We start from the raw sequence: 23,044 nt of genomic DNA on the forward strand, positions 1-23,044 counted from the left end.
CCTCCGTTGTGCGGCAGTCGCGTTACTGTTTTTCCGCGATATCCGTAAGTTTTTCATCGGTGGATTTTTCTTCTGCCAGCGTGGCAGCCAGCAACTCTGCGGCCTGGTTCAGCTCCAGCTTTTTCGCCATGGCAACCAGCGTGCCGTAAGTGGCAATTTCGTAGTGCTCAACCTTCTGCGCTGCGCCAATCAGGCCCGCATCGCGCACCGGTCCCGCTTCGGTGGATTCAATCAGCTCCTGGGCTTCTTCAACCAGGCCTTCCAGCGCGTGGCACTTCATGCGCATGATGCGCAGCTCATCGTGGCTTTCGACGACCTGATCGAGGCGCTCGATTTGTCCCTGGGTCTCTTCCAGGTGTTGCTGAAAGGCGTTTTTTAAACTTTCATCGGAGGCTGCCCGGATCAGTTTGGGTAACGCACGGGTAATCTGTTTCTCCGCGCTGTAAACATCCGAAAGATCGTGAATAAAGAGATCGAGTAGCGATTTAACTTTCATGGAATATTCTCCGAACCGGTAATTAACGGGAGGCTGAAGCCATTAAGTGATAACGCGGTTAAAGAGAGGGAATGAAACGTAGCGATAAATTCCTGTCATCCTGTTGATGACGGAGCATTCCCTGCTCCGTGACATTCCTTACTCTGCGTTGTGACGCATCAGGAATCGCGATGGCTATTCTGACCGCCTTTTTTGCCGGCTTCGGACGCTTTCTCACGGTCGTTTTTGAAATTACCACCGCTGTTCTGTCCGCCTTTTTTACCCGCTTCAGATGCTTTCTGTTTGTCTTCTGCGAAATTACCTGAACCGCCTCTATGCTCTGTCATACTATTACCTCGTGATGAGTAATAAATAACATGACGCATCTGCCGCCATGCATGTTTTGCACACTTAATACTAATGCACGTTGCCTCACTGACAAGCGCGACGGTTATATTTTTCGCGCCTCGCTAACGCTATATCGATGAGAAGGAAGGAGAATGTGCCATAAATAATTGCGCTGTTTTTTAGCGAGTCGGTAAATAATGCGGTTTCGCTTGTTGGCTACTGAATGTTATTTACGCTGACGTATTTATGTACGCTGAAAATTCCACCCGTCCGGCTGATTAGTCCACGTGCAATAATTGAACGGCGAAGCGGGGCTAAATATTCTCCAGCAAACGATTTAGCTCTGCCAGACTGAAACGGGTCGCTTTGCGTACCACTTCTTCACCTTCGCCTGAAAACCACTGCCGGCTGGTGTGCAGACTATTATCGGCCAGGCACCAGGCAAACCATACGGTACCCGCTGGCGTACCGTCTTCCCCGCCGTCCGGACCGGCATAGCCACTGACGGCGATAGCCAGCGTATCCCCGGCGAGCTTTTTCGCGCCGCAGGCCATCTCCCGTACCGCGGCTTCACTGACGGCGGTATCGCGCGCCAGCGTCTCCGCGCTAACGCCCAGCACGCGCTGCTTCGCCTCGTTGGTATAAGTAATAAAGCCGCTGCTGTAAAAGCGGCTGCTGTTACTGGCTGCCGCCAGAGCGGAGCCGACCCAGCCGGAGGTACAAGATTCTGCGGTAGTGATGGTCAGGCCGGCGGCCAGCAGTTTCGTACCCAGTTCGTTTGCTAAATTAACCAGTTCTTCATCCATATCGTGTTTCCATTGTCAGGTTGAAATCAACAAAACGCCTGGCCTGGCGCGGTGCGTTAACATCGCCAGCGGCGTGCTTCCGAATTATAGGATTAATTTCTGCGTCACTGCTCAGCCGAATTACACTCTCACCGAACCTCCTGAATTAACCGCTAAGCTTAAATAACAACGCTGAGATGAAATAACCGCAGCGGAAAGCGGCCAGATAATTATCTGCAAGAGGAATAACGTGATGAAGAAAGATGAGTTAGCCAGCCGCCATTATCCGGTACAGGAAGATATGCGCTGGCAGCGCAGAGAGAGCCTTATCCAGCGTATCGGTGAGTATGTGCTGATTGTCATCGTGATTCTGGGGGCATGCGGATTGTTTTCAAAAGGCATATTAAGTGACGGCCAGGCGCAGTCGGCGGACGGTTCGGTCAGCCTGCACTATGAACGTTTTGGCCGCATTGACAGCAATATGAACCTGCGCATTCGCGTTGCGCCGCAGGCCGGCGAGCGCTTCACCGTTACGCTGGGCAGCGGTGCACTGGATGCGTTGCAGATCCAGTCGCTGCAGCCACAGCCGCTGCAGGCGATCACCCGGGATAATACGCTGCAGCTCACCTACGCCAGCGAGACAGCAGAAGGGCACGTGATCTGGCTGGGCATTCAGCCGCAGGCGGCGGGTCGTGTTGCGCTAAGCGTGCACGTTAATCATCAGGTGCCGGTAACGGTATCCCAGTGGATCTACCCATAAAAGGAGAGCGTTATGGAAACCGTATTACGCGCAGCGGCCATTTATCTGTTGTTAATGGTGGTATTTAAGATTGCGGGCAGACGCACGCTGCTGCAAATGACTTCATTTGATCTGATTCTGCTGCTGATTATTAGCGAAGCCACACAGCAGGCACTGCTGGGCGATGATTTTTCCGTCACCGGGGCCAGCCTCACCATCATTACGTTAATCACCATTGATATCGTGCTCGGCAAACTCAAAGCGCGTTTCCCGCTATTTGAACAAATGGCAGAGGGCGGTCCGCTGATTCTGGTGGAGCATGGCCGGATATTAACGCAGCGGCTAAAAATGTCGGGCATCAGTCAGGAAGATATCCTGGAGGCCGCACGTTCAGGACAGGGGCTGGAGCGCATCGATCAAATTAAATACGCCGTGCTGGAAGTGAGTGGTCATATTTCCATCATCCCTGAAAATTCAGATAAAACTGAAAAGTAGTGGGTAAGTAAAGAAAACGAACTGTGACGGAAATCACACTTTTGCTAATTAATTGATTTTATACCGCTAAAAATATTTTGTACAAGTTTCAAAAAAAAATCTTTACAAGCAACCCGCTATAAGCGCAGCGGTTAAAATAGTGTTTTGCGCACCGCTTTTTGTAAAGACAAATATGCATATTAAATGTTGTTTTATCCCGAATCCCATTCATATTGTTTCTGTGTGGAGATATTCCTGCGTTAAACACTTAACTATTTTTATTAATGGGGTGACATATGACACAACGACGTGGCGGTGCAGGTAATTTTGCAGAAAATACCGAGCGTGCTCGCGAAGCGGGTAAAAAGGGCGGCAGCGTCAGCAGCGGCAATTTTAAAAACTGTCCGGAACGGGCGGTAGAAGCGGGCAGGCGCGGGGGAAAAGTCAGTCGCCGTGGTAAAACCGCAGCGGCAGAAGCGTAAAGCTTAATTCTGTCAGCGTAATAGCGGGCAAACTGGCTTCCCCGCGTTGAGCGTAAACGTGGCGTAGCGGCGCAATTTATCGCATACAAATTGCGCCGCTCGCAACGTTTAGTGCATTCGCTGGCTTTATAAGTGGCGTAATGACGCTAATGACTTTTTATTATTAAGCGCGACGACGGAAAACAGCGTGCTGTCGACGTAATGGCAGAAAATAAGCCTCAGCAGCGTTTGCGTGACGAATAGCAAAATACTCAGCCAAAGCGTTTGACATTCAAGTGGTACTAAAAAAACGGCTGGTAATGTTAAAAGCATTAACTTTCGCCCCCTGTCAATAACCTTTCGGTAGCACTTTTTGCAACAAAAATCCCCCTTTCACTTGTTTATCCTCTTGTACAGCTTTTGAAAAACTTGTACAAATTATCCAGAACTTTTTTCTGACAGTTTAACGTTATCGGGAGTCACTTATGCGCCAGAACGGATACACTCCGAACTCAGTCGAGGCGATTGCCAACTACTTTAGCAAAGCCACACTGCCTTCGCAGCAGGAGACCCTCGGCCAGGTTGTCGTCGAGATCCTGCGTGAGGGACGCAACCTTAATCGTAAATCGCTGTGCACCAAATTGCTGCGCCGTCTCGAGCTTGCTGCAACCACGGAAGAAGAACATCATTATCATCAGCTTATCGGCCTGTTGTTTGAACGCGAGAGCTGAGAGCGGAGTAAAAGCGTCCAGGTTGTACACACGAAAACGCCGTTCTGATAATGTATCACTGCATGTATAACTTGTGACGGGCTGTATCGCGCCGCGGTTTGACGGCGCTGTTTTTCTGTCGTGTTCCCGGTCGGGACAAGCGATATGCAGAGATTCGTTATGAACAGAAGTGAACAACAGACACTTATTGATGAGATCATCGGCGAAGCGGCGCTCACGCTGCTGCAGCGCTCCGGGCCGGTAACGACCCAGGCTCTGCTCGATGAGCTTCATATTATGCAGCAGCAGGCCAGCGATGAAACGCAGGCGGCTGCTGTTCGCACAGCAATCAGTGAAGTCCGCGCCAGCATGTCCGCCGGGCAGAAGCGGCGCGACGATCAGCCGGACCGCGAGAACGTCCATCCGCTGTTTGGTCACAACGGGCAGGCGGGTGGCAGCCGCAAGCATTAACCGGTCGTTGAACGGTAATCTGACTGTATTTGCTCACAGTACGGGAAAAGAACGATGTCGGAGAATCACACCCTCTATTCTGCGCTGCCGGACACGGAACTGGCAGCGCATTTTCGTGATGCCGGTATGGCATTGCGTGAGGAAGCCACGGTACTGAATGACGTTATTCGTAGCGTGCTGGCCAGTGAAGGCCGCGTCAGTAACAAATCCATTATCCTCTGCCTGATTATGGCACTGGAAGCAACGCAGGATGAAGCGCAGGCGAATGTGCTGCGCAGAACGCTGGAAATTGTGGTGGGTTATACGCCAGACGATGCCTGACATGAAGGTCCCCGCGCGCGCGGGGATCGTTTTAGTGCATAAGATCTGCCAGTAACCGTATCGCAGCATCGCAGCGAAGCCTGAATGCCTCATCACGCGCCTCTGCTTTCATTGCATGCAGCACCTGCGTCACGTCATGTATCCTGAATACACTGCCTTCCCTGATAAATTCCGTCACAGCGATGCCTATCAGTGCATACAGATCCGCTTCAGGACGGTTAACCTGTTTCACGTCACCTCCGGTACTTGTATGTCCATACAGTGTTGCACAGACCATTGCGACGCGGAACCTTTTTCTGAGCGCGCATAACGCGTCACGTAAATATCCGCAACGCCATTGACGGTGCTTCTTTCACTGCGCGTCTATTAATACGCTGAGCTGTCAGGATCTTGCAACAAGAATTAGCGGTGAAGATGTGCCGAATTATTTTAACGCTGCGCTTATTGCGCCCGGTACATTCACTGACACGCTGCGCGCAGGGCGAGGACTTTCCCGCCGGCTGCGGCCAAGATTAAATTTATGCAGCCAGCTGCGATATTGTTTGATTAATTCCTGAGCGTTGGCTTCATCACTGGCGCGACAAATAAACAGCTGGCTCATGGTCTGGTGCTCGGCCGCCGTGGCGTAGATCTCGCAGGCCATCTCGCGTTGCTGCAGTTCAATCGCCGTGAAATGTAACTGCGGCCACTGCTGCAGTCGTTTAGCGAACATTTTATAGTCCAATTTCGGATCCTTTTATTTTTCTATTTTCTACTGGTATTACCTGTTAAGGCACAATAGACCAAAAGCGGGAAAGTGCCAGTTTTACGGGCCACAACATGCTAAATAGTGCACAAAATGGGAAATATTACTGACCGAGGGGTTTTTACCGCTTCGCTTATATTTTACGGATACGTTAAATAAGCGCAGCGTTAAAAAGTCATCAGACAGAAATACCGTCTGGCTCGCAGCATTGCCTATCCTCTATTAGGGTTAACTGACTGCTAACCAAAGGAGGAGAGGGCATGAGCAATCCGAGTGCGGCCGACGAACTGGCGCTGACCGATCGCTACTGGCGCGCCGCCAATTACCTGTCCGTCGGGCAAATTTATCTGATGGATAATCCGCTGTTACGCGAACCGCTGCAGCCTGAGCACATCAAGCCGCGACTACTTGGCCACTGGGGCACCACGCCCGGCCTGAACTTTATCTATGCGCACCTCAACCGCATCATCCGTCAGCGCGACGTGGATCTGCTGTACGTCTGCGGCCCGGGGCACGGCGGGCCGGGGATGGTGGCGAATAGCTGGCTAGAAGGCTGCTACAGCGAGATCTATCCGCACGTCAGTGAAGATGCCGCCGGTATGCAGCGGCTGTTTAAGCAGTTCTCGTTTCCCGGAGGCATTCCCAGCCATGCGGCACCGGAAACGCCGGGATCGATCAATGAAGGCGGCGAGCTGGGCTATTCGCTGTCGCACGCGTTTGGCGCGGTTTTCGATCATCCGCAGCTGATTGTTCCCTGTGTGATTGGCGACGGTGAGGCGGAAACCGGACCGCTCGCCGCCAGCTGGCACGGCATCAAATTCCTCAATCCGCAGCGTGATGGTGCGGTGCTGCCGATCCTGCATCTGAACGGCTATAAAATTGCCAACCCCACGCTGTTCGGGCGCAGCAGCGATGACGATCTGCAGCAGCTGTTCAGCGGTTACGGCTATGAGCCGCTGTTTGTCTGTGGTCACGAGCCGGCCGATATGCATCCGCAAATGGCGGCAGCGCTGGATAATGCGTTCGATAAGATTGCTGCTTACCAGCAGCAGGCGCGCAGCGGCCAGGCGCAGCAGATAATTCCGCGCTGGCCGATGATTGTGCTGCGCAGCCCGAAGGGCTGGACCGGTCCAAAAGAAGTGGACGGTAAAAAGGTGGAGGATTTCTGGCGCGCGCACCAGGTGCCGGTGGCGGCGTGTCGCGAAGATGCATCGCATCGTCAGCTGTTAGAGCAGTGGCTGCGCAGTTATCAGCCGGAGGATCTGTTTGACGAGGCGGGGAAACTCAGGCCGGAACTGCGCGCGCTGGCGCCGCAGGGCGACAAACGCATGAGCGCCTCGCCCTATGCCAACGGCGGCCGGCTGCGCCGCACGCTCAACACGCCGGACATCCGCGAGTTTGCGCTGGAGACCGGCGCGCCGGGCAGTCAGCGCGGCGAAGCGACGAAGCAGTTCGGTCACTACCTCAGCGCGATTTTTCAGCGCAACGCCGACAATTTCCGCCTGTTCGGGCCGGATGAAACCGCCTCGAATCGCCTGACGCCGGTCTTTGACGTCACCAGCCGCAGCTGGATGGCGGAGATCAAACCGTATGATGAGCAGCTGGCGCGAGACGGCCGGGTGATGGAGATCCTCAGTGAACACCAGTGCCAGGGCTGGCTCGAGGGCTATCTGCTCACCGGGCGGCACGGCCTGTTCAACTGCTATGAAGCCTTTATTCATATTATCGATTCGATGTTCAATCAGCACGCCAAATGGCTGAAGGTGACGCGCAAGCTGGGCTGGCGCCAGCCGATCTCCTCGCTCAATTATCTGTTGTCGTCACACGTCTGGCGCCAGGATCACAACGGTTACAGCCATCAGGATCCCGGTTTTATCGATCACGTGGCGAATAAAAAGGCCGATATCGTGCGCATCTATCTGCCGCCGGACGCCAACACGCTGCTGTGGGTGGGCGATCACTGTCTGCGTACCTGGGATCGTATCAATGTAATTGTCGCCGGCAAGCAGCCATCACCGCAGTGGCTGGATATCGACAGCGCTATTGCCCACTGTGAGGCCGGCATGGGCGAGTGGCGCTGGGCGAGTGACGCCGGTGAGCCAGACGTGGTGATGGCCTGCGCCGGTGATGTGCCCACCATGGAGACGTTAGCGGCGGTGGATCTGCTGCGAAACTATCTGCCCACGCTGCGCATTCGCGTGGTCAACGTGGTGGATCTGCTGGCACTGCAGACGCAGCAGCAGCACCCGCACGGCAAGTCGGAAGAGGATTTCGATGCGTTGTTTACCCGCGACAAACCGGTTATTTTCGCCTTTCATGGCTATCCCAGCCTGATTCATCGTCTGACGTATCAGCGCCGCAATCACGCCAGTTTCCACGTGCACGGATTCAACGAAGAGGGCACCACCACTACGCCGTTTGATATGACGGTGCTCAACGAGCTGGACCGCTATCATCTGGCGCAGGCGGCCATTTTGCACGTGCCGGGCCTGGCCGATCGCCATCCTGAACTGCTCGACGATCTGCAGCAGCGCATCGCGGAGCACCACCGCTATGTGCGTGAACACGGCGAAGACGTGCCGGAAGTGCGTAACTGGCTGTGGCCGGGCTAAATCGGCCCCGCCAGCGAAAAAAAACCGCCTGAGAAGGCGGTTTTAGTTTAATCGGCCTGCTTATCCCCGGATTCAGGCGCACTGCTTTCATCATCTTTCGGCTTCTGGTCGGGGCTGTTTTTGCGCGGATCGTAATCCGGCTGGTCGCCGTGAACGGGACGATCGGTCATTGCATACTCCTTAGCGGTTACCACGTGACGCCGCGTCACTGTTGCCAGATAACGCGGATGTAAAGGGCGGCTGGGCATTTCAGCCCGGTATGTTCCGCCGTTTCTCTGCCTGCTGGCATTTTCCCATGGCCAGCGCGCTGGCGCTGGCGGGATCGAACAGCGACAGGCTCTCAATCTGATCGACCATCAGGACCTTGCGGAACTCCAGCGCGCTTTTCGGCGTGGAAACAAAGCTGATGTCGTGCTGGTGATACCAGCGGCTATAGTTGTGCTCAACGGCCAGATTCAGCGTGCGCGAATCACGGTAGCCGCTGAGCATCGGAATCAGCACGATGTTGGCGGTGCTGGGATATTCAAAAGTAGCGGCGTGAATCATGCCGATGTAAATACGGCGCGATTTCAGCGTCACCCACGCCAGCTCACCTTCTTCCATGCAGTGCAGCAGCAGCTGCTCAATTCCGTTCGAGCGTGACAGGCGCTGGTACAACTCTTTACGGCTGCCGGCGGTCAGGCGCGCGCTGCCGGAATTGGAACGATAAACACAAAACAGCACGGCAAATGCCAGCATGATCACCACCGGTGCCTGAATGCCAAGAAAGCTCCAGGTCATGAAATCGACGTGCCAGCGTGCATGCAGGTCGGCAGAAAGCGCCAGGTTGTTATTGATGGCCGATGCCGCCAGCAGTATCAGCCACACCAGTCCGGTGGCGATAACGCCCTGGACAACGAAAATGCAGCCGTAAAGCGCGATAAGGAAATAGACGTCCCAGCCGAAGGATCGTTTTATTTTTAACCGGCTGGACATATCGCGGCTGGTATACCAGTAGCCACATACCATCAGCACCATAAATATCGCGGTTCCCATCAGATATCCTTTAAGCGCTTAACGTGGTTGGCAAAGTCCTGCTGTACCTGCGGACTCAGGGGATTAACCGAAGCGTTACCGTCTTCGTCAATAATAATCCGGTCACCTTCCTGAATAGATTCACGAATATCCTGGCGGCTCATCACCTGCAGTAATGACTCCGGGCTGGAAAAAAGAGAGGTAAAATAGCGCAGTATCACGTCAGGCTGTTCCTGTAAGGCAAAAGTAGATATTTGATCATATAACGTTTTCTGCCGGGTTCAGGCTGTTTCAGAGTTATCTGTTAACGATGAGGGAAAATAAGCGCAGGGTGAAACAAAAGCGAGGTGAGGGTAACGGCGCGCTCCCTGCGCCATGGCCGCCTCATCCTGTGCTGGCCGGCTAATCACGAGCCGCGATTGCTGCTCTGACCGCCTTTCTTACCGGCTTCGGACGCTTTTTCGCGGTCGTTTTTGAAATTGCCGCCGCTGTGCTGTCCGCCTTTTTTACCGGCTTCTGATGCTTTCTGTTTGTCTTCTGCGAAATTACCTGAACCGCCTCGATGCTGAGTCATAATATATCCTCTTCATGAGTAATAAATAACATGACGTTGTTGCGCTGTCATGTGCGTGTTGCGTATTTAATAGTAATCGCTGGTGCTATTTCTGCAAGCGTGACGGCTGATATCAACAGAGCATTTGTTATTTCAGGCTAGCTGATTGAAATAACGGTGATTGTGCTGTCGCGCGACGTTTATTTAACCGTGTCTGAAGGGGGGAAGTAATAAAATGAAACACTACCCTGAGAAAAACAGGCCGGGTCAGACCGTTGACCCGTCCTCACGGATTGGAACTAAATAACCATGCCTAAAATCTGCACGATGCTCTGCTGCGAAGCGGTAACGAAGGGAATATCCTTGATGTGCTGCATGCCAAAGGCTTCATAAAATTTGCGTGCACGAACATTTGCGCCGAGCACTTCCAGCCACAGATAGCCTTCCTGCTTATCGCGCGCGGCGTGAATAATGCTTTCAAACATGCGCCGGCCATAGTTTTTACCGGTTTCCTGCGGATTGAGGTACAGCTTATTCAGCAGTGCGCCGGTCATGCCGGAGTCCGGCACCGGCGTGTTCCAGGTCACTTTGGCGAAGCCGATAGGTTTGTCGGTTTCGGCGATCAGCCAGCTTTCGTTGGGGGCGACCAGGCTGCTGTGCAGTTCGGCCAGTCCGTACTCTTTGTCGATGAATTCATCCAGCTCGGCTTCGGAGACCCACATATGTTTGAAGTGGGCGCTGTAGGTCATGCGACCCAGATGATGCAGCAATTCGGCATCTTCTGGCTGCGCGTTGCGTATGGTGAATTCCATGCCAGTCTTCCTTCAGTTTTTTATGTTTTATCCTGCGTCGCAGCAGAGTGATCGGTGTCGGCGAGCATCCTGCCCGTACAGGTGACCCGTCATTATGCGCGATTCACACCCGCTGTCATCCCTTTTACGCCAGGGATAATGGCTGAATGTATTGAATATTTTAACCGGTAAGAAGGCAGGCAGACGCAGGATGTCCAGCGTGCTGAACATCCTGGGTAGAGGCAGGTGGCGCTAATTAAAAGCCGTAACTGGTGAGGCGATGGTAAAAATCCATGTGATTTTTACAGCCCAGCTTGCGTGAGATGGTGTTCTTATAATGGCTAATCGTTTTATTGCTGAGGTGCAGCGCGTGACCAATCTCCGTCATGCGGCGCGGACCGGCCAGCCAGCGCAGCAGCGAAAACTCGCGCTCGGTCAGCACATCGGCGTTGCCATACGGTGCGGCGGCAATGGCCACCTTTTCCGGCATCAGCACCGCACTGACCAGCGTTGACAGCGGGCACTTTTTACTCAGGATGATGGCTTTCTTCAGGTGGCGGGCCACGTAATTCAGCACCGCGTCATCATTGATGTCGGTCAGGATCACCAGCTCCACGCCCGGCGTTTTGATCTGCAACAGCATCAGGCTCCGCAACGTCTCCTCGAGATTTTTATCGGCAAAGTGCAGTTCGCTGATCACCACGTTACGCCCGGTGCCGGTGGGCAACGGCAGCGGGTAATCCGGCGAGCCGAGCGCAAGGCAGCTTATCATCTGCCCGGAAAAATAGAGGCGCAGGCCTTCCGTAATCCAGCGGTCGCTATCCATAGTGAAGATATTCAGCATTGTTTCCTCCTGTTCACGCGGTAACCCATTTGAACGGAAACCGCGCTGAGCCGATATCAGACGGCCTGCGTCAGGTTGTAGGAAAAGGCTGAGAAATGTCTGCTGTGTCGGGTGGACTGAAGAGGGAACAGGAAAGCCGGTCCCTGATGAGTGAAGCAAAATCGATTCGGTTGCGAGCCGGGGATATCTCCCGGGATAGGGTCAGCCGCCACTGTTTCCCTGCCATATCATTTTTCTGTCATTTTTAGTCTTTAGGGTGTCAGCTCCTCTGTATGGACATGAATAATATGAAAAGAAAAACGCTTCCTCTGGTTCTCGGTTGTACCCTCTCTTTATCCACGCAGGCGGCGCAGCCGCAGACCGAACACTATAGCGTCACTTTTCCTGAGGGGACGCGCGTAAGCTACAGCGGTGCGTTCGCCAGCGCGTTTCCGCAGGGTTTGCCGGTGGGCATCGGTTCTGGTTTGCTGTTTACCGGCAGGCAGGGAGATACGCTCAACTTCGTGACCGTCACCGATCGCGGGCCGAATGCCGACTCGCCTGACATGGGTAAACAGGAGTCGAAAATTTTCGTCACGCCAGACTTCGCCCCGCTGCTGATGAATATTCAGGTGAAGAACGGCAAAGCGCAGGCGACGGACGCCCGACCGCTGCACGACGCAAAGGGCAATATTAATGGCTTGCCGCTGCAGAATGACGTCATCGGGTCAACCAATGAAATCGCGCTAAGCGATAAGTTGAAGGTGCTGCAGGGCGATAACCGGGGTCTGGATACGGAAGGCATTACGCTGGACGGGAAGGGCGGATACTGGCTGTGCGATGAGTATGGTCCGTTCCTGATTAACGTTGATAAGCAGGGCAGGATCCTGGCGATTCACGGGCCGCAGGCCATGCAAGGGGAAAAATCGATCGCGGGTGGTCTGCCGAACGTTCTTAAATGGCGTCAGCCAAATCGTGGCTTTGAAGGGATTACGCGCATGCCGGACGGACGCATCATCGCCGCGGTGCAGAGCACGCTGGATATCAACGGTAAAAGTAAAAAGCAGGCGCGCTTTACCCGTCTTGTTAGCTTCGATCCGGCGACCGGGAAAACCGCGATGTATGGTTATCCTATCGACAGCGAGGCGTACAGTAAAAACAGCGATGCGAAAATTGGCGATATCGTGGCGATCGATAATCAGCACATCCTGCTGATTGAGCAGGGCAGCGACAAAGACGACGCGATGCGTAACCTTATTTATAAGGTGGATCTCAGCCAGGCTAGCGATCTGGCCGCATTCGATAAGGCCGGTGACTACCCGGAGTTTGACGACGCAAAAACGCTGGCGCAGCGCGGCATCGTGCTGGCAACGAAAACGCGGGTGGTGGATCTGCGTCAACTCGGCTGGCAGCAGGAGAAGGCCGAAGGGCTAGCGCTGATCGACAGCAATACGCTGGCGGTCATCAATGACAATGACTTCGGCGTGAAAACGGTGCTGCAAAACCCGGTGGAAGGTAAGAAGCGCAAGGACTATCGGGTCAACGACCAGGGGAGGCTGACGGTAGATGATAAGCCGGTTGCCACCACCATCAGCGTGAAGCCGCTGGACAAAGCCGGCTCGGACAGTGAGTTGTTTATCATAACGCTGGCGGAACCGCTGAAACCATAAAGGCTGCCGTGCTGGCGCTGAACACCGGTGCCAGCCCGAAAACGCTAAAGGCTGAATGACCCCCCGTTGTGTCATCGGGGAGGTCATCGCGGCCTCGTGTTTAACGGGATGTGGAAACTCAGGGTGGCTATTGCTCAGGTGATTAAGAGACATCGCCTGATAAACTTACCCTGACACAGCGCACAGCCATTAAATGGCCTGAAACGGCAACGTCAGTTCCTGGGATAAGGCAGATTGACTCACAGGAAAATGTCTGTCTGGAGTGAGAAGCAGGCATTGATTCATAGATTAAGGCAAATAATCGCGCGGCGTTGCATTCAGGATGGAACGAAAAGCAGCGGTATAGGCAGCCGGACATGAAAAACCAAGCTTGTAAGCGATCTGTTTGATAGGGATGTTATTCGCAAGGAGATCTAACGAAGCATAAATTCTTGCTCTTTGCTTCCAGGTTCTGAAACTAAAACCCGTATCCTTAATAAACCATCGCGAAAAGGTACGTTCAGACATTGACGCGATAAAAGCCAGATCGCTCAGTGGTATTTCCCAGCGATGATTTACCATAAGTTCTCTGGCCGCAGAGAATAATCGCTCATCACGTGGCATTGGAAGTTCCGCAGTAAGAGAAGGCGCTTCGCTGAGTATTTCCAGAAGCAACAGAGCCATTTTCCGCTGGCTCGGTCTGTTGTAGTGATCACTGAACAGACCGGTTATCAGTTCTTTCACCAGTGGCGTAGCCGTAATGACATGCACCTGGTCACTCTTCGCAAAATTTGTACATTCCGCGATAAGGCTGCCACTGAAATAGACGGCCCTGAGATCGGTGTGAGACAGCAGATTGTAACTATGTATCTGCAGAGGCGGTAGCCACAATGCACGCTGAGGGGGGATAACCCAGCGGTTGTTTTCCGTTTCGACCAGCATAACGCCTCTGGTTGCATAGAGGAGCTGCCCTTCAAGGTGATGATGAGGAGGATCGGTTTCTCCTCGCTGATAGCTAATCGCTGTGCCGGACCAGCCAGTGGATGCTTCATGTCTTGGCGCTTTATCTATACTACCTGGCATTTCAGATTAGGGTCCTGCAACTATGATGCTGCCTCGAAACCATCCGGTGTACCAACTCACTGGATGAGTGTGTCGTTTATCGGTCAGATTATCACAGGTATAACAGGAGCCTATCCTCATGCGGGTACACTTTATCGTACATGAAAGTTTTGAAGCGCCAGGGGCTTATGAAACATGGGCCAGAAATCAAGGTCATAATGTGACTTACTCGCGTGTATACGCAGGCGATGAGCTACCCGTGGACGCCGAAGGTATTGATTTCCTGATCGTGATGGGCGGTCCGCAGGACCCGTCCACGACCCAGAGAGAGTGTCCGCACTTCGATGCGAAAGGCGAGCAGGCGCTGATTGCTGCTGCTGTTAAAACCGGTAAAGCCGTTATCGGCATCTGCCTTGGCTCACAGCTGATCGGTGAGGCGCTGGGCGCGCCGTTTGCTCACAGCCCTGAAAAAGAGATTGGTAAGTTCCCGATCACGCTAACTGAAGAGGCTCGCGAGGATGCGTTGTTTTCTCACTTTGCGAAGTCGCTTGAGGTCGGTCACTGGCATAACGACATGCCGGGCCTGACTGCGGATGCAAAAATCATCGCCTACAGCGAAGGCTGTCCCCGCCAGATCGTTTCCTATTCAGATCGCGTCTTTGGTTTTCAGTGCCACATGGAACTGACGCTGGATGTTGTAGAACGGCTCATCGCTCATTCGCAACAAGACCTGAGCCGAGCCGCAGAGTATCGCTTTGTTCATACGCCAGAAGAACTTCGTGCGCACGATTACAGCGAAATGAATCAGGTACTTTTTGGTTTCATGGATAAGCTCGAAGCGCGTTACAAATCCGCTTAAACACGGCTTTATGCCCGGTGATGTTTATCTCCGGGCATTCTTTATCAGAAGCTGATACATGCAGGCACCATGACCTTTTGTGCACCCTTCAAACCCTACTTTCTATCAACGGCCTGGCGCAGGGCCGATTCCGCCGGCGCGTTACTTCAGGTCCAGAGCGGCCATCACTGCTGCTACTTCTGCCACCTCTGCGGCCGATAAGGGTAACAGGGGGCGAGGCAGACAGTCTGCTTCGGTCAGCCCCAGTATGCCTGCTGTCGCTGCGATCACGCGGATACTTCCGCCATGCTTACGGAACAAATCCCATAAAGGTTTCAGGCGGTTTGTTAAGGCCGTAACGCGTTCAGGGTCGTTAATGGCTGCGGCCTGCGTAATTTGTTTAGCGGTTTCCGGGAAGATACCGCCACAAACGGAATACCAGACTTCGCAACCGGCATTCAGCCCCAGCCCGGCACTGGCGTCACCGCTGATGCCAACGGTCACATCAGGAGGAAGATGTTGTCGTAATGCTGCGACGCGTTCAGCTGCTGCGATGGGGGTATCCGGTAATCCCGGAATTTTCACCGAGCGAATCCCTTTCAGTGACGACAGCTGCCCGAGCAGTTCATCGGTAAAACGGAAATGCGTGGTTCCGGGATTGTCATAAACACAAACCGGTACTGAAGCATGGCGGGTAACCGTCTCAAAGAGGGCATACACCTCTTCATTACGCAGCGGCTGGTAACTCATCGCCGGGAGCAATAGCGCATCAGCGCCTGCGGACTGGGCATCTTCAGCCAGATGCAGTACGGCATCGGTACTGATCGCACCCACGCAAACCATCATGGGAATCTCCCCGGCAATCTGACGGGCCAGCGTTGCGGTGCGTTTGCGCTGTTCTCTGCTCAGATACGCATAGCTGCCGGTTGAACCCAGAACTCCCAACGAATCGACACGGGCTGCCGTCAGGCGAGCCAGAATCTTTGTGAATCCCTGTTCATCGACACCACGCGCGGTGACAGGCGTTAACGGAAAAGCAGACAAGCCGGTGAACATGCAGATTCTCCAGAACTGAGTTAAAGGCGTTACTCGCCGATGAGGGTGACGTTACACTGCCGTCCCGGCATCATTTCTTCAAGGCCGTCGGTCAGCATCTTTCCTGCTTCCTGAAGCTGATCGGGTGGCATCTGCGGCAGACTTTCCAGAATAAACCACATGTGTTGCGCTTCAATGCTTAAGCGGGTCCTGATTCCCTGCCGCCAGTTCCAGCGACGGCAGGTTACACCGGCATCATCACACCAGACGACTTCGCCAGGCGCAGGAGACTCCACCGCCAGAACTCCTTCTTTTATGGTATCAAAGGCTTCAGTGCCTGTTGCCACCGTCAGGCGAGGTGCACCCTGGTACGCGGCAATATTTTCTCCCCCTACGGGTACGGCATAGCGCAGACTGACAGCGTTATACAGATCAACGATCGGATCGAGCGCGGGCAGGGTGCCATCGCGAAGCACGCGTTTGCGTAGCGCATCAGCAGAACAGGGAGTGCGTTTAGGTTTGGCACCAAACTTCTGAAACACATCTGCCCATGCGGCCAGATGGGATTCCGCCCAGTCGGGGGAATCTGACAGCACCGCTTCACAGGCCGACTTCAGTGCCGTTACCCCGGCGTGCGGATTCACGACAGGCGCTGCCTGCACACTGATACTGAGCGCCCGAAAGCCAGGGGCAATTTGATAGACTTCAGGGGAAATTGACGGGGAAACGATTAACACGCGATAATCCTGTAATGACCATTTTATCTCATAATATCGACCAATGACCAAAAAAGTCAATTTAGTGACCTTCGCCGGCGCAGATGTCAACACGGTTAACGAAGCCGTATCCCTGCGGATTAAGCAGTTTCGTAAACAAAGAAAAATTTCTCTCGATGAGTTATCCCGGAAAGCCAGTGTCAGTAAGGGGATGCTGGTTGAGATAGAAGGGTGCAAGGCTAATCCCAGCATTGCGCTGCTATGCCGGCTTGCTGCTGCCATGGGCGTGTCAGTGGCGGATTTTGTTGATGTCAGCGCCAGGCCTGATGTGCACATCATCGCTGATACGGACATCCCCGAACTCTGGAAAGGAGACAAAGGGGGGAGCGCCAGGCTGCTGGCCGGCTCGGGTGGACCCGATATGCTCGAGCTGTGGCTATGGGAAATGCGGCCAGGCGAAAAGTTTGAGTCACCGGGACATACCTCAGGCACGCTGGAGCTGCTGCACGTAAAATCCGGAACCCTCACGCTTGGCGTGAAAGAGAGCGTGTTTCAGGTAACGGCGGGATCCTCTGTTACTGCCAAAACTGATGTTCCCCACTTCTACGCAAACCAGGGAGAAAACACGCTGAACTTTATCATGACGGTGAATGAAAAAGCGTCATAAGCGTTTTTTCAATAAACGGCCAAAGAAGCCCTGATTTGTGCGCAAATAATCATCTTTATTGATGTCGGCACCTTAGAGTGCAGCGAGTATCGCGGCTTCTATTTTCTCCGGGGGCGTGATCGGTGCAAAGCGTTTCAGCGGCTGGCCGTCGCGTCCGATGAGAAACTTGGTGAAGTTCCACTTAATCCGTCCGCCCAGCACGCCGGGTAGCTGCGCTTTCAGATAGCGAAATAGCGGATGCGCTGCGCTGCCGTTAACCTCAACTTTACCGAACATCGGGAAGCTCACCCCGTAATTAACATGACAGGTTTGTGAGATGTCATCAGCATCTCCCGGTTCCTGCTTACCGAATTGATTGCAGGGATAACCAAGCACCACCAGACCCTGTGCGGCATATTTCTGGTAGAGCGCTTCAAGGCCGGCGTATTGCGGTGTAAAGCCGCAATGACTGGCGGTATTCACCACCAGAACCACCTTGCCAGCGTAATCGGCCATCGGGATAGGTTGACCGGTCAGGCTGGTGGCCGAAAACTGATAAAAAGGGCTCATGTCGGTGTCCTTAAAGCAGCACAGATTCAATGTTGATGTTGCCACGCGGGTCAAAGCTACACTCACCGCGTAATGCCACAGCATAACTTTCTGCGTGCCATTGTCACAATAACACTGGCCGGTCACCTTAAAGATAAGCCACGGTCCGGAGGTCACTTCATCTGCTGGTCAATATGATTGCGGCGCGAAAACTCCAGCAGATCGCGCTGGTTCTTCAACCCCAGTTTCTCCATCAGCCTGGCTTTATATGTGCTGACCGTTTTATTACTGATTTGCAGTTGATGAGCAATATAAATAATCTCTTTACCCTGCGACAAAAGCTTCAGCACTTCCCGTTCCCGCCAGGATAGTAACCGGACTCTTTCCGCGTCGCTTTTGATTCTGCTGATGCCCGCGCTTTCCTGCATGCGCAGCGGAAAATAACCATAACCGGAAAAGACGGCGTGCACCGCCTGCAGCAAATCGTTCATATGATTTTTTTTGCTGATAAAACCATTTGCGCCGGCTTTAATGCTTTCTGCGGAATAGTAGCCGGGATCTTTGCCGCTCATGACAATGACCGGTAATTGCACGCCGGCATTTCGCAGCGTGGCGATCAGTTCAATGCCGGTCATACCTGGCAGGCCAATATCAATAATCAGCGCGGAAACGTCATGCTGTAATATCAGCTTTTCGACATTCTCCGCCATTTCGCTCTCTGCGACAATATGGTGCCCGGCGTTCTCCAGCATAATGCGCATGGCCAGACGGGCAAGCGGGTGATCGTCCACGATGATAAAATTCGCCATAAGCGTCCTGATATTATTCGCACCAGTATTCATCTCACTCTGGCACAGGAATAAAGGGCAAACAATATGCATCATTAGGTTGTCATCCAGCGCCTGCAATGCTTTTCCGCTTGTCTGATTAATACATGGGTTTCACCCGATACCCCGCCCATTAATTAAATGGCTGTAGTCCCGCGCCTACATAATAGGTCATCACGTCTGATGGTCAGAAATAGGTATCCGTGGCAATCTTTTGTCCTGTTCAGGGCAATGATCTGCCATGCATGATGGCGATGTGCTTCCAGGAGTTTTTTATGCCGCCGGTTAAACGTTCGCAACGCGATATCTGCAATTTAAATACCCGGGCGCTAACCTGGGTGGCAATGGGCGCATTTTGTGCGGGCTGCTGGTTATTGATCAGCGTACTGGTGCTAACCCTGTAATGCGTATCCAGTGCGAAGAGAATCAGCGCCAGCCGGAAGGGAATCTGCACCAGGGCGCCAGGGATTAACTTTTTGTAGTGGTTGGGGGCGCGTTGCCCCCTTTTTTTTGCCTGCTTGCATGGGTAATGCAATGCGCAGCCAGGCGATTACGGCCCCAGACGCAGTGTTTCGGCGCGTTTTGCTGTCTCGTAAACGTATTGCAGCATCGGTTCTAAATCGGCATCCGGTCCGGCGCTGATAATTTTGCCACGCAGCCATTCAATTTCACTGGTGATATCAGGATGAAAAATGGTGTTGTTTTGCGCGTTGCGTAACCACTTCAGCAAAAAGTTATTTTTCCCGCGTACACCGCCGGATTTCTTGCTGTTCACATAGAGTTTTAACGCAACCAGAATGCAGTAATAGAAATGGACGCGCTGACTATAATTCTGCAACATCTCGTGGCTCTTCATCTGCCGTTTTTCACGCCCGCCAGTGTGCATTGATGTGAAAAGCAGGTCAAACACAATTGGCCGCGCGCCTGTCACAATTGCGAGCGCAACCAACATTTTAAGAATTTCTTTAGCGGCAGATAAATTGCGCCCGCCATCCGTTGGATGCTTTACCGGGCAGAATAGTCTGTGATTATTTGTTAATAATCACAAAAAAGCACAGCCGTATCTGATAATTAGATAGATCCGATTCTCTAAATGAATTTCCCCTCCGCATCGCCATCTGCAACGCTGTTCTCCGCGCTGGCCACCCTTGTGTTTTACCGGCCGGTGAAATTTTTATTTGCATCAACATGGCTGTCATAAACAGGAGGTGAATTATGACAAAACCTGCTCTGGCTTTCGCTGCGGCTTTACTGGCGCTCAATGCCACCGCATCCGTTGCGGCTCAGCCGCATCACGTTTATACCAATAAAGATTTCTATAAAAATGGCGTCTTCCAGAAAGAGGTGGCGAAAGATGCGATAGCGCAACTGCTTGCCTCTTACGGCCATACGCTGACGCCGTCCATGCGCCAGCAGCTGTGGGTCAATGATTTCGGGCTGGGCGATTATCAGCATGTTGGCCTGGCCAGCATCACCTGGGTCAATAATCTGGATTACGGTTATTACGCCATGACCATGTATCTGTTGCCGAACCAGATGATTCCGGAACATCGGCATATGCCGATTAGCGCGCCGCCGGCACGTCCGGCAAAACATGAGTCATGGCGCGTACTGGATGGCTGGGTATATAACTTCTCAGAAATTGGTGCCGCGTCAGCGGATATGCCGTCGACGCCGAAAAGTTTTGGCCCGGTGCAAAGCCACAATGTCGTCATTCAGCATCAGGGCGAAACGCTGTCGCTGAAAAAACTGGAGAGCTATCATTTCCTGATGGCCAACAGTAAAGGGGCGATAGTGGATGAGTATGGCAACTGGCAGGATCGCCGTGGCTGGTTCAGCTCCAATCCTAAAGTCGCCCCTACGCCGTAAACCGTGCCCTGCGAGAGAGAGTCGATGTGATTTCCCTGTAGCCACCGGAGGCGTTCGCGCCTCCTTTTTAATTAATGACCTTTGCCGGGATGCGCAGCGAGCCGCTCAGCCGCGGCGATTTACCCGGTGCAGACGAATATCACGCTGTTTCATCTCCTCAACGGCAGCACAGGGGCAATCGTCATCGGTGATCACCCCGTCCAGTTGCTGCAGCTTACACACGGAATACACGCTGTAACGACCATATTTACTGCTGTCAGCCACCAGATAACGCTGCGCTGAGGCGGCCAGCACCGCCTGATTCACCAGCCAGGTGTCTTCATCAGGCGTCGAGAGGCCGTGCGTGACATCCCACGCGCTGGCGCTGAGGAAGGCCAGATCAATATTGAACGAGGCAAGGGCGCTCGCCGCCATGGCACTCACGCTGGCAATATGCCGTTGATCGACTTTGCCACCGGTATGAAACAGCGTGATATGGCGGTGGCGCATCAGCCAGGCGGCAATCGTAAAGTCGTTAGTCAGCACGGTGAGACTTGCCTGATCGCCTAACGCACGCGCAATTTCATAGCTGGTGGTGCCGGCATCAAGATAGACAACCTGGCCATCCTGTACCAGTGACGCAGCATAACGGCCGAGATGTTGTTTGGCGTGCGCGTGCAGCTGCGCCTTCTCCACATACGGCAATGCCTGATGGACCACGGCAGGCAGCCTGGCGCCGCCGTGTATGCCGACCACCAGGCCGGCGTCCTGCAGGCGTTTAATATCGCGGCGGATGGTCATCGCCGACACCGCCATCAGCGTCGCCAGTTCGTGAATGGTGGCCGATCGTTTGGCAAACAGGTAGCAATAAATCGCGTCTTTTCGGTCTTCGGGCAGCATGATGAGCTCAGGGTTAACAGTGACGTTTTGCCTGCCATGGCACGCACGCATAGCGTCCGGTACGGCAGCTTCGCTATGATAGCTCATCTGAAGTTGAATCAGATTCAACGTGGCAATGAGTCAGGAGACACGAAAATGCCAGCCCTGCAACGCAATGAACTGGCCGATCTGAATGTTTTTCTGCTGATTTGCCGGCGCAAGAGCTTCCGCCTCGCCGCGCTGGAACTGGGGGTCACCACGTCGGCCATCAGCCACACGTTGCGCAGTCTTGAAACGCGTCTTGGCGTGCGCCTGCTCAACCGCACCAGCCGGGCGGTGGTGCCAACGGACGCCGGTGCCGCTTTTCTGCGCCATCTGGAAACCGGCTTTGCGCAGATTGAGCTGGCGCTGAACGATCTGCATCTGTACCGCGAATCCCCCAGCGGCCGCCTGCGGCTGAACATCCCGCGTGATGCCGGGCAGCTGCTGTTTCGGCCAATCCTGGCGCGCTTTATGGCGACCTATCCGGAACTCAGTCTGGAAATTACGGTGGATAACAATCTGGTGGATATCATCGGCAGCGGCTATGACGCCGGGATTCGTTACGGCACCAGCGTACCGAAAGATATGATCGCCATGCCGCTGACACCCAAACTGCGCTGGATCGTGGTGGCGTCCCCCGATTACCTGCGCGACGCGCCACCGCTGCAGCATCCGGACGATCTGCGCAACCATCGCTGTATTCGCATGCGCCTTGGCAATGGCACGCTGTATAAGTGGCCGCTGGCGCAGGGCAAGGTAGCGTATGAGGTCGATGTGCCGGGCACGCTGACGCTCAATGAGAGCGACATGATCATTGATGCGGTCGCTGGTGGTTACGGTCTCGGCTACTGCCCGGAGCGCTACGTACAGGCACAGCTGGCGAGCGGGCAGCTGGTGCGCGTGCTGACGGAATGGTGCAGCGAAGACGAACCGCTGGTGATGTATTACCCCGACCGTCGCCAGCTGCACCCCGGCTTACGCCGGCTGATTGAGATGATCCGCGCCGAAACGATGCGCTAACGCTGGACGCGCGCGGCGTAAATAATAAACGTCACCACGCCAAAAATTTCCAGCTCCTCCTCTTCACGCAGCCGGATGGGCTGATAGCGCGGATTCATCGGCACCAGCTGGATGCAGGGATGCGTCTGCAGCCGTTTGACGGTGAACTCGCCGTTAATGGCGGCGATCACGATGTCGTCGTGCTTTGCATTGAGTGAGCTGTCGACCACCAGCAGATCGCCTTCGCCAATATTGGCGTCGCGCATCGAGTCACCTTCAACGCGCACAAAATAGGTGGCGCTCGGTCGTGCCACCAGCAGTTCATTGAGATCAATCTGGCGCTCGATGTAGTCCTGAGCGGGTGAGGGGAAACCGCCGTGCACCGCGTCAAGGAACAGCGGGCGGGAGCGCGAAGGCGGTGAAAGCTGTGGCAAAAAGAAGCGCGTCATAGCGAACATTCCGTGAATACTGTTTTTATATACAGTATCAGGCGATTTTTGCTATGATCAAGTGCGCCTGCGGTAAAAAAAGCGAAGCGTATGAAAAACAGCAGAATTCTGTTTTTTGCTGCGCAAACCGCTGAAAAGCGCACTCTTCTGTAAGCACTCTGTGCGCCCGTCTGGCGAAACCTC

The 23,044-nt window shown here is 53.8% G+C and carries 32 protein-coding genes; 12 read left to right on the forward strand and 20 right to left on the reverse strand.

What is annotated here, in order from left to right; genetic code table 11:
- Positions 1-22: 22 nt before the first annotated feature.
- The 3 genes from MXF20_RS02765 to MXF20_RS02775 all read right to left on the reverse strand — a co-directional run bounded on the left by MXF20_RS02765 (position 23) and on the right by MXF20_RS02775 (position 1,629).
- Entirely contained in the window at positions 23-496 is a 474-nt protein-coding gene (locus MXF20_RS02765; RefSeq protein WP_325967565.1) for a ferritin-like domain-containing protein, read from the reverse strand.
- A gap of 158 nt (positions 497-654) precedes the next feature.
- Complete coding sequence (locus tag MXF20_RS02770) at positions 655-822, reverse strand: general stress protein (protein WP_325967945.1); 168 nt, start codon at positions 820-822, stop codon at positions 655-657.
- Between the two features lie 315 nt (positions 823-1,137).
- A complete protein-coding gene (locus tag MXF20_RS02775) occupies positions 1,138-1,629 on the reverse strand; it encodes a nicotinamide-nucleotide amidohydrolase family protein (RefSeq protein ID WP_325967567.1) in 492 nt (163 codons plus the stop codon).
- A gap of 232 nt (positions 1,630-1,861) precedes the next feature.
- Here MXF20_RS02775 and MXF20_RS02780 point away from each other — a divergent pair, with 232 nt between their 5' ends.
- The 6 genes from MXF20_RS02780 (at position 1,862) to MXF20_RS02805 (ending at position 4,784) form a co-directional block, all read left to right on the forward strand.
- Positions 1,862-2,368 carry a hypothetical protein gene (locus tag MXF20_RS02780; RefSeq protein WP_325967570.1) on the forward strand — a complete coding sequence of 169 codons (507 nt, stop codon included), beginning with the start codon at positions 1,862-1,864 and terminating at the stop codon, positions 2,366-2,368.
- A 12-nt stretch (positions 2,369-2,380) separates the two neighbouring features.
- Positions 2,381-2,842, forward strand: a complete 462-nt coding sequence (locus tag MXF20_RS02785) for a DUF421 domain-containing protein (RefSeq protein ID WP_325967572.1) — start codon at positions 2,381-2,383, stop codon at positions 2,840-2,842.
- A 275-nt stretch (positions 2,843-3,117) separates the two neighbouring features.
- Positions 3,118-3,303 (forward strand): general stress protein, encoded by a 186-nt coding sequence (locus MXF20_RS02790; RefSeq protein ID WP_071813571.1) that lies wholly within the window; start codon positions 3,118-3,120, stop codon positions 3,301-3,303.
- 464 nt (positions 3,304-3,767) lie between these two features.
- A complete protein-coding gene (gene ycgZ, locus MXF20_RS02795) occupies positions 3,768-4,013 on the forward strand; it encodes a regulatory protein YcgZ (protein WP_325967573.1) in 246 nt (81 codons plus the stop codon).
- Between the two features lie 159 nt (positions 4,014-4,172).
- Entirely contained in the window at positions 4,173-4,463 is a 291-nt protein-coding gene (locus MXF20_RS02800) for a hypothetical protein (protein WP_325967575.1), read from the forward strand.
- A gap of 54 nt (positions 4,464-4,517) precedes the next feature.
- Complete coding sequence (locus MXF20_RS02805) at positions 4,518-4,784, forward strand: biofilm development regulator YmgB/AriR family protein (RefSeq protein WP_325967578.1); 267 nt, start codon at positions 4,518-4,520, stop codon at positions 4,782-4,784.
- Positions 4,785-4,815: 31 nt separating this feature from the next.
- Here the strand turns inward: MXF20_RS02805 and MXF20_RS02810 are convergent, their stop codons facing one another.
- Both MXF20_RS02810 and MXF20_RS02815 read right to left on the reverse strand, forming a co-directional pair.
- Complete coding sequence (locus tag MXF20_RS02810; protein ID WP_325967580.1) at positions 4,816-5,016, reverse strand: hypothetical protein; 201 nt, start codon at positions 5,014-5,016, stop codon at positions 4,816-4,818.
- A 192-nt stretch (positions 5,017-5,208) separates the two neighbouring features.
- Positions 5,209-5,496, reverse strand: a complete 288-nt coding sequence (locus MXF20_RS02815; protein WP_325967582.1) for a hypothetical protein — start codon at positions 5,494-5,496, stop codon at positions 5,209-5,211.
- 293 nt (positions 5,497-5,789) lie between these two features.
- On the opposite strand from MXF20_RS02815, the gene MXF20_RS02820 reads away from it, so the two are divergent.
- Positions 5,790-8,141, forward strand: a complete 2,352-nt coding sequence (locus MXF20_RS02820; RefSeq protein WP_325967584.1) for a phosphoketolase family protein — start codon at positions 5,790-5,792, stop codon at positions 8,139-8,141.
- Positions 8,142-8,188: 47 nt separating this feature from the next.
- Here the strand turns inward: MXF20_RS02820 and MXF20_RS02825 are convergent, their stop codons facing one another.
- From MXF20_RS02825 to MXF20_RS02850, 6 genes are all read right to left on the reverse strand, one after another.
- A complete protein-coding gene (locus MXF20_RS02825; protein ID WP_275025215.1) occupies positions 8,189-8,311 on the reverse strand; it encodes a hypothetical protein in 123 nt (40 codons plus the stop codon).
- A 79-nt stretch (positions 8,312-8,390) separates the two neighbouring features.
- Positions 8,391-9,176, reverse strand: coding sequence for a hypothetical protein (locus MXF20_RS02830; protein WP_275025213.1), 786 nt, complete (start codon positions 9,174-9,176; stop codon positions 8,391-8,393).
- Positions 9,176-9,373: a hypothetical protein gene (locus MXF20_RS02835; RefSeq protein WP_275029088.1), complete on the reverse strand. Its 198-nt coding sequence runs from the start codon at positions 9,371-9,373 to the stop codon at positions 9,176-9,178. The genes MXF20_RS02830 and MXF20_RS02835 overlap by 1 nt, the downstream gene beginning before the upstream one ends.
- Positions 9,374-9,561: 188 nt before the next feature.
- Positions 9,562-9,729, reverse strand: a complete 168-nt coding sequence (locus MXF20_RS02840; RefSeq protein ID WP_021506316.1) for a general stress protein — start codon at positions 9,727-9,729, stop codon at positions 9,562-9,564.
- Positions 9,730-10,007: 278 nt separating this feature from the next.
- Entirely contained in the window at positions 10,008-10,520 is a 513-nt protein-coding gene (locus MXF20_RS02845) for a GNAT family N-acetyltransferase (protein WP_211725505.1), read from the reverse strand.
- 235 nt (positions 10,521-10,755) lie between these two features.
- Entirely contained in the window at positions 10,756-11,343 is a 588-nt protein-coding gene (locus tag MXF20_RS02850; RefSeq protein ID WP_325967587.1) for a helix-turn-helix transcriptional regulator, read from the reverse strand.
- A gap of 287 nt (positions 11,344-11,630) precedes the next feature.
- Here MXF20_RS02850 and MXF20_RS02855 point away from each other — a divergent pair, with 287 nt between their 5' ends.
- The gene (locus MXF20_RS02855) at positions 11,631-12,992 is read left to right on the forward strand and encodes an esterase-like activity of phytase family protein (RefSeq protein WP_325967588.1); all 1,362 of its coding nucleotides are present in this window, start codon (positions 11,631-11,633) and stop codon (positions 12,990-12,992) included.
- Positions 12,993-13,280: 288 nt separating this feature from the next.
- On the opposite strand, the gene MXF20_RS02860 is transcribed toward MXF20_RS02855, so the two are convergent.
- Entirely contained in the window at positions 13,281-14,054 is a 774-nt protein-coding gene (locus MXF20_RS02860) for a helix-turn-helix transcriptional regulator (RefSeq protein ID WP_325967589.1), read from the reverse strand.
- A 118-nt stretch (positions 14,055-14,172) separates the two neighbouring features.
- Between MXF20_RS02860 and MXF20_RS02865 the strand changes: the two genes are divergently transcribed.
- Positions 14,173-14,892, forward strand: a complete 720-nt coding sequence (locus MXF20_RS02865) for a type 1 glutamine amidotransferase (RefSeq protein WP_088515888.1) — start codon at positions 14,173-14,175, stop codon at positions 14,890-14,892.
- 141 nt (positions 14,893-15,033) lie between these two features.
- Here MXF20_RS02865 and MXF20_RS02870 read toward each other — a convergent pair whose 3' ends face one another.
- Both MXF20_RS02870 and MXF20_RS02875 read right to left on the reverse strand, forming a co-directional pair.
- Complete coding sequence (locus MXF20_RS02870) at positions 15,034-15,927, reverse strand: dihydrodipicolinate synthase family protein (protein WP_325967590.1); 894 nt, start codon at positions 15,925-15,927, stop codon at positions 15,034-15,036.
- Between the two features lie 29 nt (positions 15,928-15,956).
- Entirely contained in the window at positions 15,957-16,643 is a 687-nt protein-coding gene (locus MXF20_RS02875) for a B3/4 domain-containing protein (RefSeq protein WP_325967946.1), read from the reverse strand.
- A 43-nt stretch (positions 16,644-16,686) separates the two neighbouring features.
- Here MXF20_RS02875 and MXF20_RS02880 point away from each other — a divergent pair, with 43 nt between their 5' ends.
- Positions 16,687-17,289, forward strand: coding sequence for a helix-turn-helix domain-containing protein (locus MXF20_RS02880; protein ID WP_325967591.1), 603 nt, complete (start codon positions 16,687-16,689; stop codon positions 17,287-17,289).
- A 72-nt stretch (positions 17,290-17,361) separates the two neighbouring features.
- Here MXF20_RS02880 and MXF20_RS02885 read toward each other — a convergent pair whose 3' ends face one another.
- From MXF20_RS02885 to MXF20_RS02900, 4 genes are all read right to left on the reverse strand, one after another.
- A complete protein-coding gene (locus MXF20_RS02885) occupies positions 17,362-17,838 on the reverse strand; it encodes a glutathione peroxidase (protein ID WP_325967947.1) in 477 nt (158 codons plus the stop codon).
- Between the two features lie 152 nt (positions 17,839-17,990).
- Positions 17,991-18,701, reverse strand: coding sequence for a response regulator (locus tag MXF20_RS02890; protein ID WP_325967592.1), 711 nt, complete (start codon positions 18,699-18,701; stop codon positions 17,991-17,993).
- A gap of 166 nt (positions 18,702-18,867) precedes the next feature.
- Positions 18,868-19,098, reverse strand: a complete 231-nt coding sequence (locus MXF20_RS02895) for a hypothetical protein (protein ID WP_325967593.1) — start codon at positions 19,096-19,098, stop codon at positions 18,868-18,870.
- Positions 19,099-19,194: 96 nt separating this feature from the next.
- Positions 19,195-19,485 carry a hypothetical protein gene (locus tag MXF20_RS02900; protein ID WP_031279201.1) on the reverse strand — a complete coding sequence of 97 codons (291 nt, stop codon included), beginning with the start codon at positions 19,483-19,485 and terminating at the stop codon, positions 19,195-19,197.
- A 374-nt stretch (positions 19,486-19,859) separates the two neighbouring features.
- Between MXF20_RS02900 and MXF20_RS02905 the strand changes: the two genes are divergently transcribed.
- Positions 19,860-20,513, forward strand: a complete 654-nt coding sequence (locus MXF20_RS02905; protein WP_325967594.1) for a hypothetical protein — start codon at positions 19,860-19,862, stop codon at positions 20,511-20,513.
- Positions 20,514-20,618: 105 nt separating this feature from the next.
- Here the strand turns inward: MXF20_RS02905 and MXF20_RS02910 are convergent, their stop codons facing one another.
- A complete protein-coding gene (locus MXF20_RS02910; RefSeq protein WP_325967595.1) occupies positions 20,619-21,392 on the reverse strand; it encodes a DeoR/GlpR family DNA-binding transcription regulator in 774 nt (257 codons plus the stop codon).
- Positions 21,393-21,527: 135 nt separating this feature from the next.
- Between MXF20_RS02910 and MXF20_RS02915 the strand changes: the two genes are divergently transcribed.
- Entirely contained in the window at positions 21,528-22,433 is a 906-nt protein-coding gene (locus MXF20_RS02915) for a LysR family transcriptional regulator (protein ID WP_325967596.1), read from the forward strand.
- Here MXF20_RS02915 and umuD read toward each other — a convergent pair.
- Entirely contained in the window at positions 22,430-22,861 is a 432-nt protein-coding gene (gene umuD / locus MXF20_RS02920) for a translesion error-prone DNA polymerase V autoproteolytic subunit (protein WP_325967597.1), read from the reverse strand. The genes MXF20_RS02915 and umuD overlap by 4 nt on opposite strands.
- Between the last annotated feature and the right edge of the window lie 183 nt (positions 22,862-23,044).

This window comes from Pantoea dispersa (assembly GCF_035783935.1).
Taxonomy (GTDB): domain Bacteria; phylum Pseudomonadota; class Gammaproteobacteria; order Enterobacterales; family Enterobacteriaceae; genus Pantoea; species Pantoea dispersa_C.

Coding starts and splice junctions, on each gene's coding strand:
- MXF20_RS02765 (WP_325967565.1), bottom strand. CDS start 496: ATGAAAGTTAAATCGCTACTCGATCTCTTTATTCACGATCTTTCGGAT.
- MXF20_RS02770 (WP_325967945.1), bottom strand. CDS start 822: ATGACAGAGCATAGAGGCGGTTCAGGTAATTTCGCAGAAGACAAACAG.
- MXF20_RS02775 (WP_325967567.1), bottom strand. CDS start 1,629: ATGGATGAAGAACTGGTTAATTTAGCAAACGAACTGGGTACGAAACTG.
- MXF20_RS02780 (WP_325967570.1), top strand. CDS start 1,862: ATGAAGAAAGATGAGTTAGCCAGCCGCCATTATCCGGTACAGGAAGAT.
- MXF20_RS02785 (WP_325967572.1), top strand. CDS start 2,381: ATGGAAACCGTATTACGCGCAGCGGCCATTTATCTGTTGTTAATGGTG.
- MXF20_RS02790 (WP_071813571.1), top strand. CDS start 3,118: ATGACACAACGACGTGGCGGTGCAGGTAATTTTGCAGAAAATACCGAG.
- ycgZ (WP_325967573.1), top strand. CDS start 3,768: ATGCGCCAGAACGGATACACTCCGAACTCAGTCGAGGCGATTGCCAAC.
- MXF20_RS02800 (WP_325967575.1), top strand. CDS start 4,173: ATGAACAGAAGTGAACAACAGACACTTATTGATGAGATCATCGGCGAA.
- MXF20_RS02805 (WP_325967578.1), top strand. CDS start 4,518: ATGTCGGAGAATCACACCCTCTATTCTGCGCTGCCGGACACGGAACTG.
- MXF20_RS02815 (WP_325967582.1), bottom strand. CDS start 5,496: ATGTTCGCTAAACGACTGCAGCAGTGGCCGCAGTTACATTTCACGGCG.
- MXF20_RS02820 (WP_325967584.1), top strand. CDS start 5,790: ATGAGCAATCCGAGTGCGGCCGACGAACTGGCGCTGACCGATCGCTAC.
- MXF20_RS02825 (WP_275025215.1), bottom strand. CDS start 8,311: ATGACCGATCGTCCCGTTCACGGCGACCAGCCGGATTACGATCCGCGC.
- MXF20_RS02830 (WP_275025213.1), bottom strand. CDS start 9,176: ATGGGAACCGCGATATTTATGGTGCTGATGGTATGTGGCTACTGGTAT.
- MXF20_RS02840 (WP_021506316.1), bottom strand. CDS start 9,729: ATGACTCAGCATCGAGGCGGTTCAGGTAATTTCGCAGAAGACAAACAG.
- MXF20_RS02845 (WP_211725505.1), bottom strand. CDS start 10,520: ATGGAATTCACCATACGCAACGCGCAGCCAGAAGATGCCGAATTGCTG.
- MXF20_RS02850 (WP_325967587.1), bottom strand. CDS start 11,343: ATGCTGAATATCTTCACTATGGATAGCGACCGCTGGATTACGGAAGGC.
- MXF20_RS02855 (WP_325967588.1), top strand. CDS start 11,631: ATGAAAAGAAAAACGCTTCCTCTGGTTCTCGGTTGTACCCTCTCTTTA.
- MXF20_RS02860 (WP_325967589.1), bottom strand. CDS start 14,054: ATGCCAGGTAGTATAGATAAAGCGCCAAGACATGAAGCATCCACTGGC.
- MXF20_RS02865 (WP_088515888.1), top strand. CDS start 14,173: ATGCGGGTACACTTTATCGTACATGAAAGTTTTGAAGCGCCAGGGGCT.
- MXF20_RS02870 (WP_325967590.1), bottom strand. CDS start 15,927: ATGTTCACCGGCTTGTCTGCTTTTCCGTTAACGCCTGTCACCGCGCGT.
- MXF20_RS02880 (WP_325967591.1), top strand. CDS start 16,687: ATGACCAAAAAAGTCAATTTAGTGACCTTCGCCGGCGCAGATGTCAAC.
- MXF20_RS02885 (WP_325967947.1), bottom strand. CDS start 17,838: ATGAGCCCTTTTTATCAGTTTTCGGCCACCAGCCTGACCGGTCAACCT.
- MXF20_RS02890 (WP_325967592.1), bottom strand. CDS start 18,701: ATGATGCATATTGTTTGCCCTTTATTCCTGTGCCAGAGTGAGATGAAT.
- MXF20_RS02900 (WP_031279201.1), bottom strand. CDS start 19,485: ATGTTGCAGAATTATAGTCAGCGCGTCCATTTCTATTACTGCATTCTG.
- MXF20_RS02905 (WP_325967594.1), top strand. CDS start 19,860: ATGACAAAACCTGCTCTGGCTTTCGCTGCGGCTTTACTGGCGCTCAAT.
- MXF20_RS02910 (WP_325967595.1), bottom strand. CDS start 21,392: ATGCTGCCCGAAGACCGAAAAGACGCGATTTATTGCTACCTGTTTGCC.
- MXF20_RS02915 (WP_325967596.1), top strand. CDS start 21,528: ATGCCAGCCCTGCAACGCAATGAACTGGCCGATCTGAATGTTTTTCTG.
- umuD (WP_325967597.1), bottom strand. CDS start 22,861: ATGACGCGCTTCTTTTTGCCACAGCTTTCACCGCCTTCGCGCTCCCGC.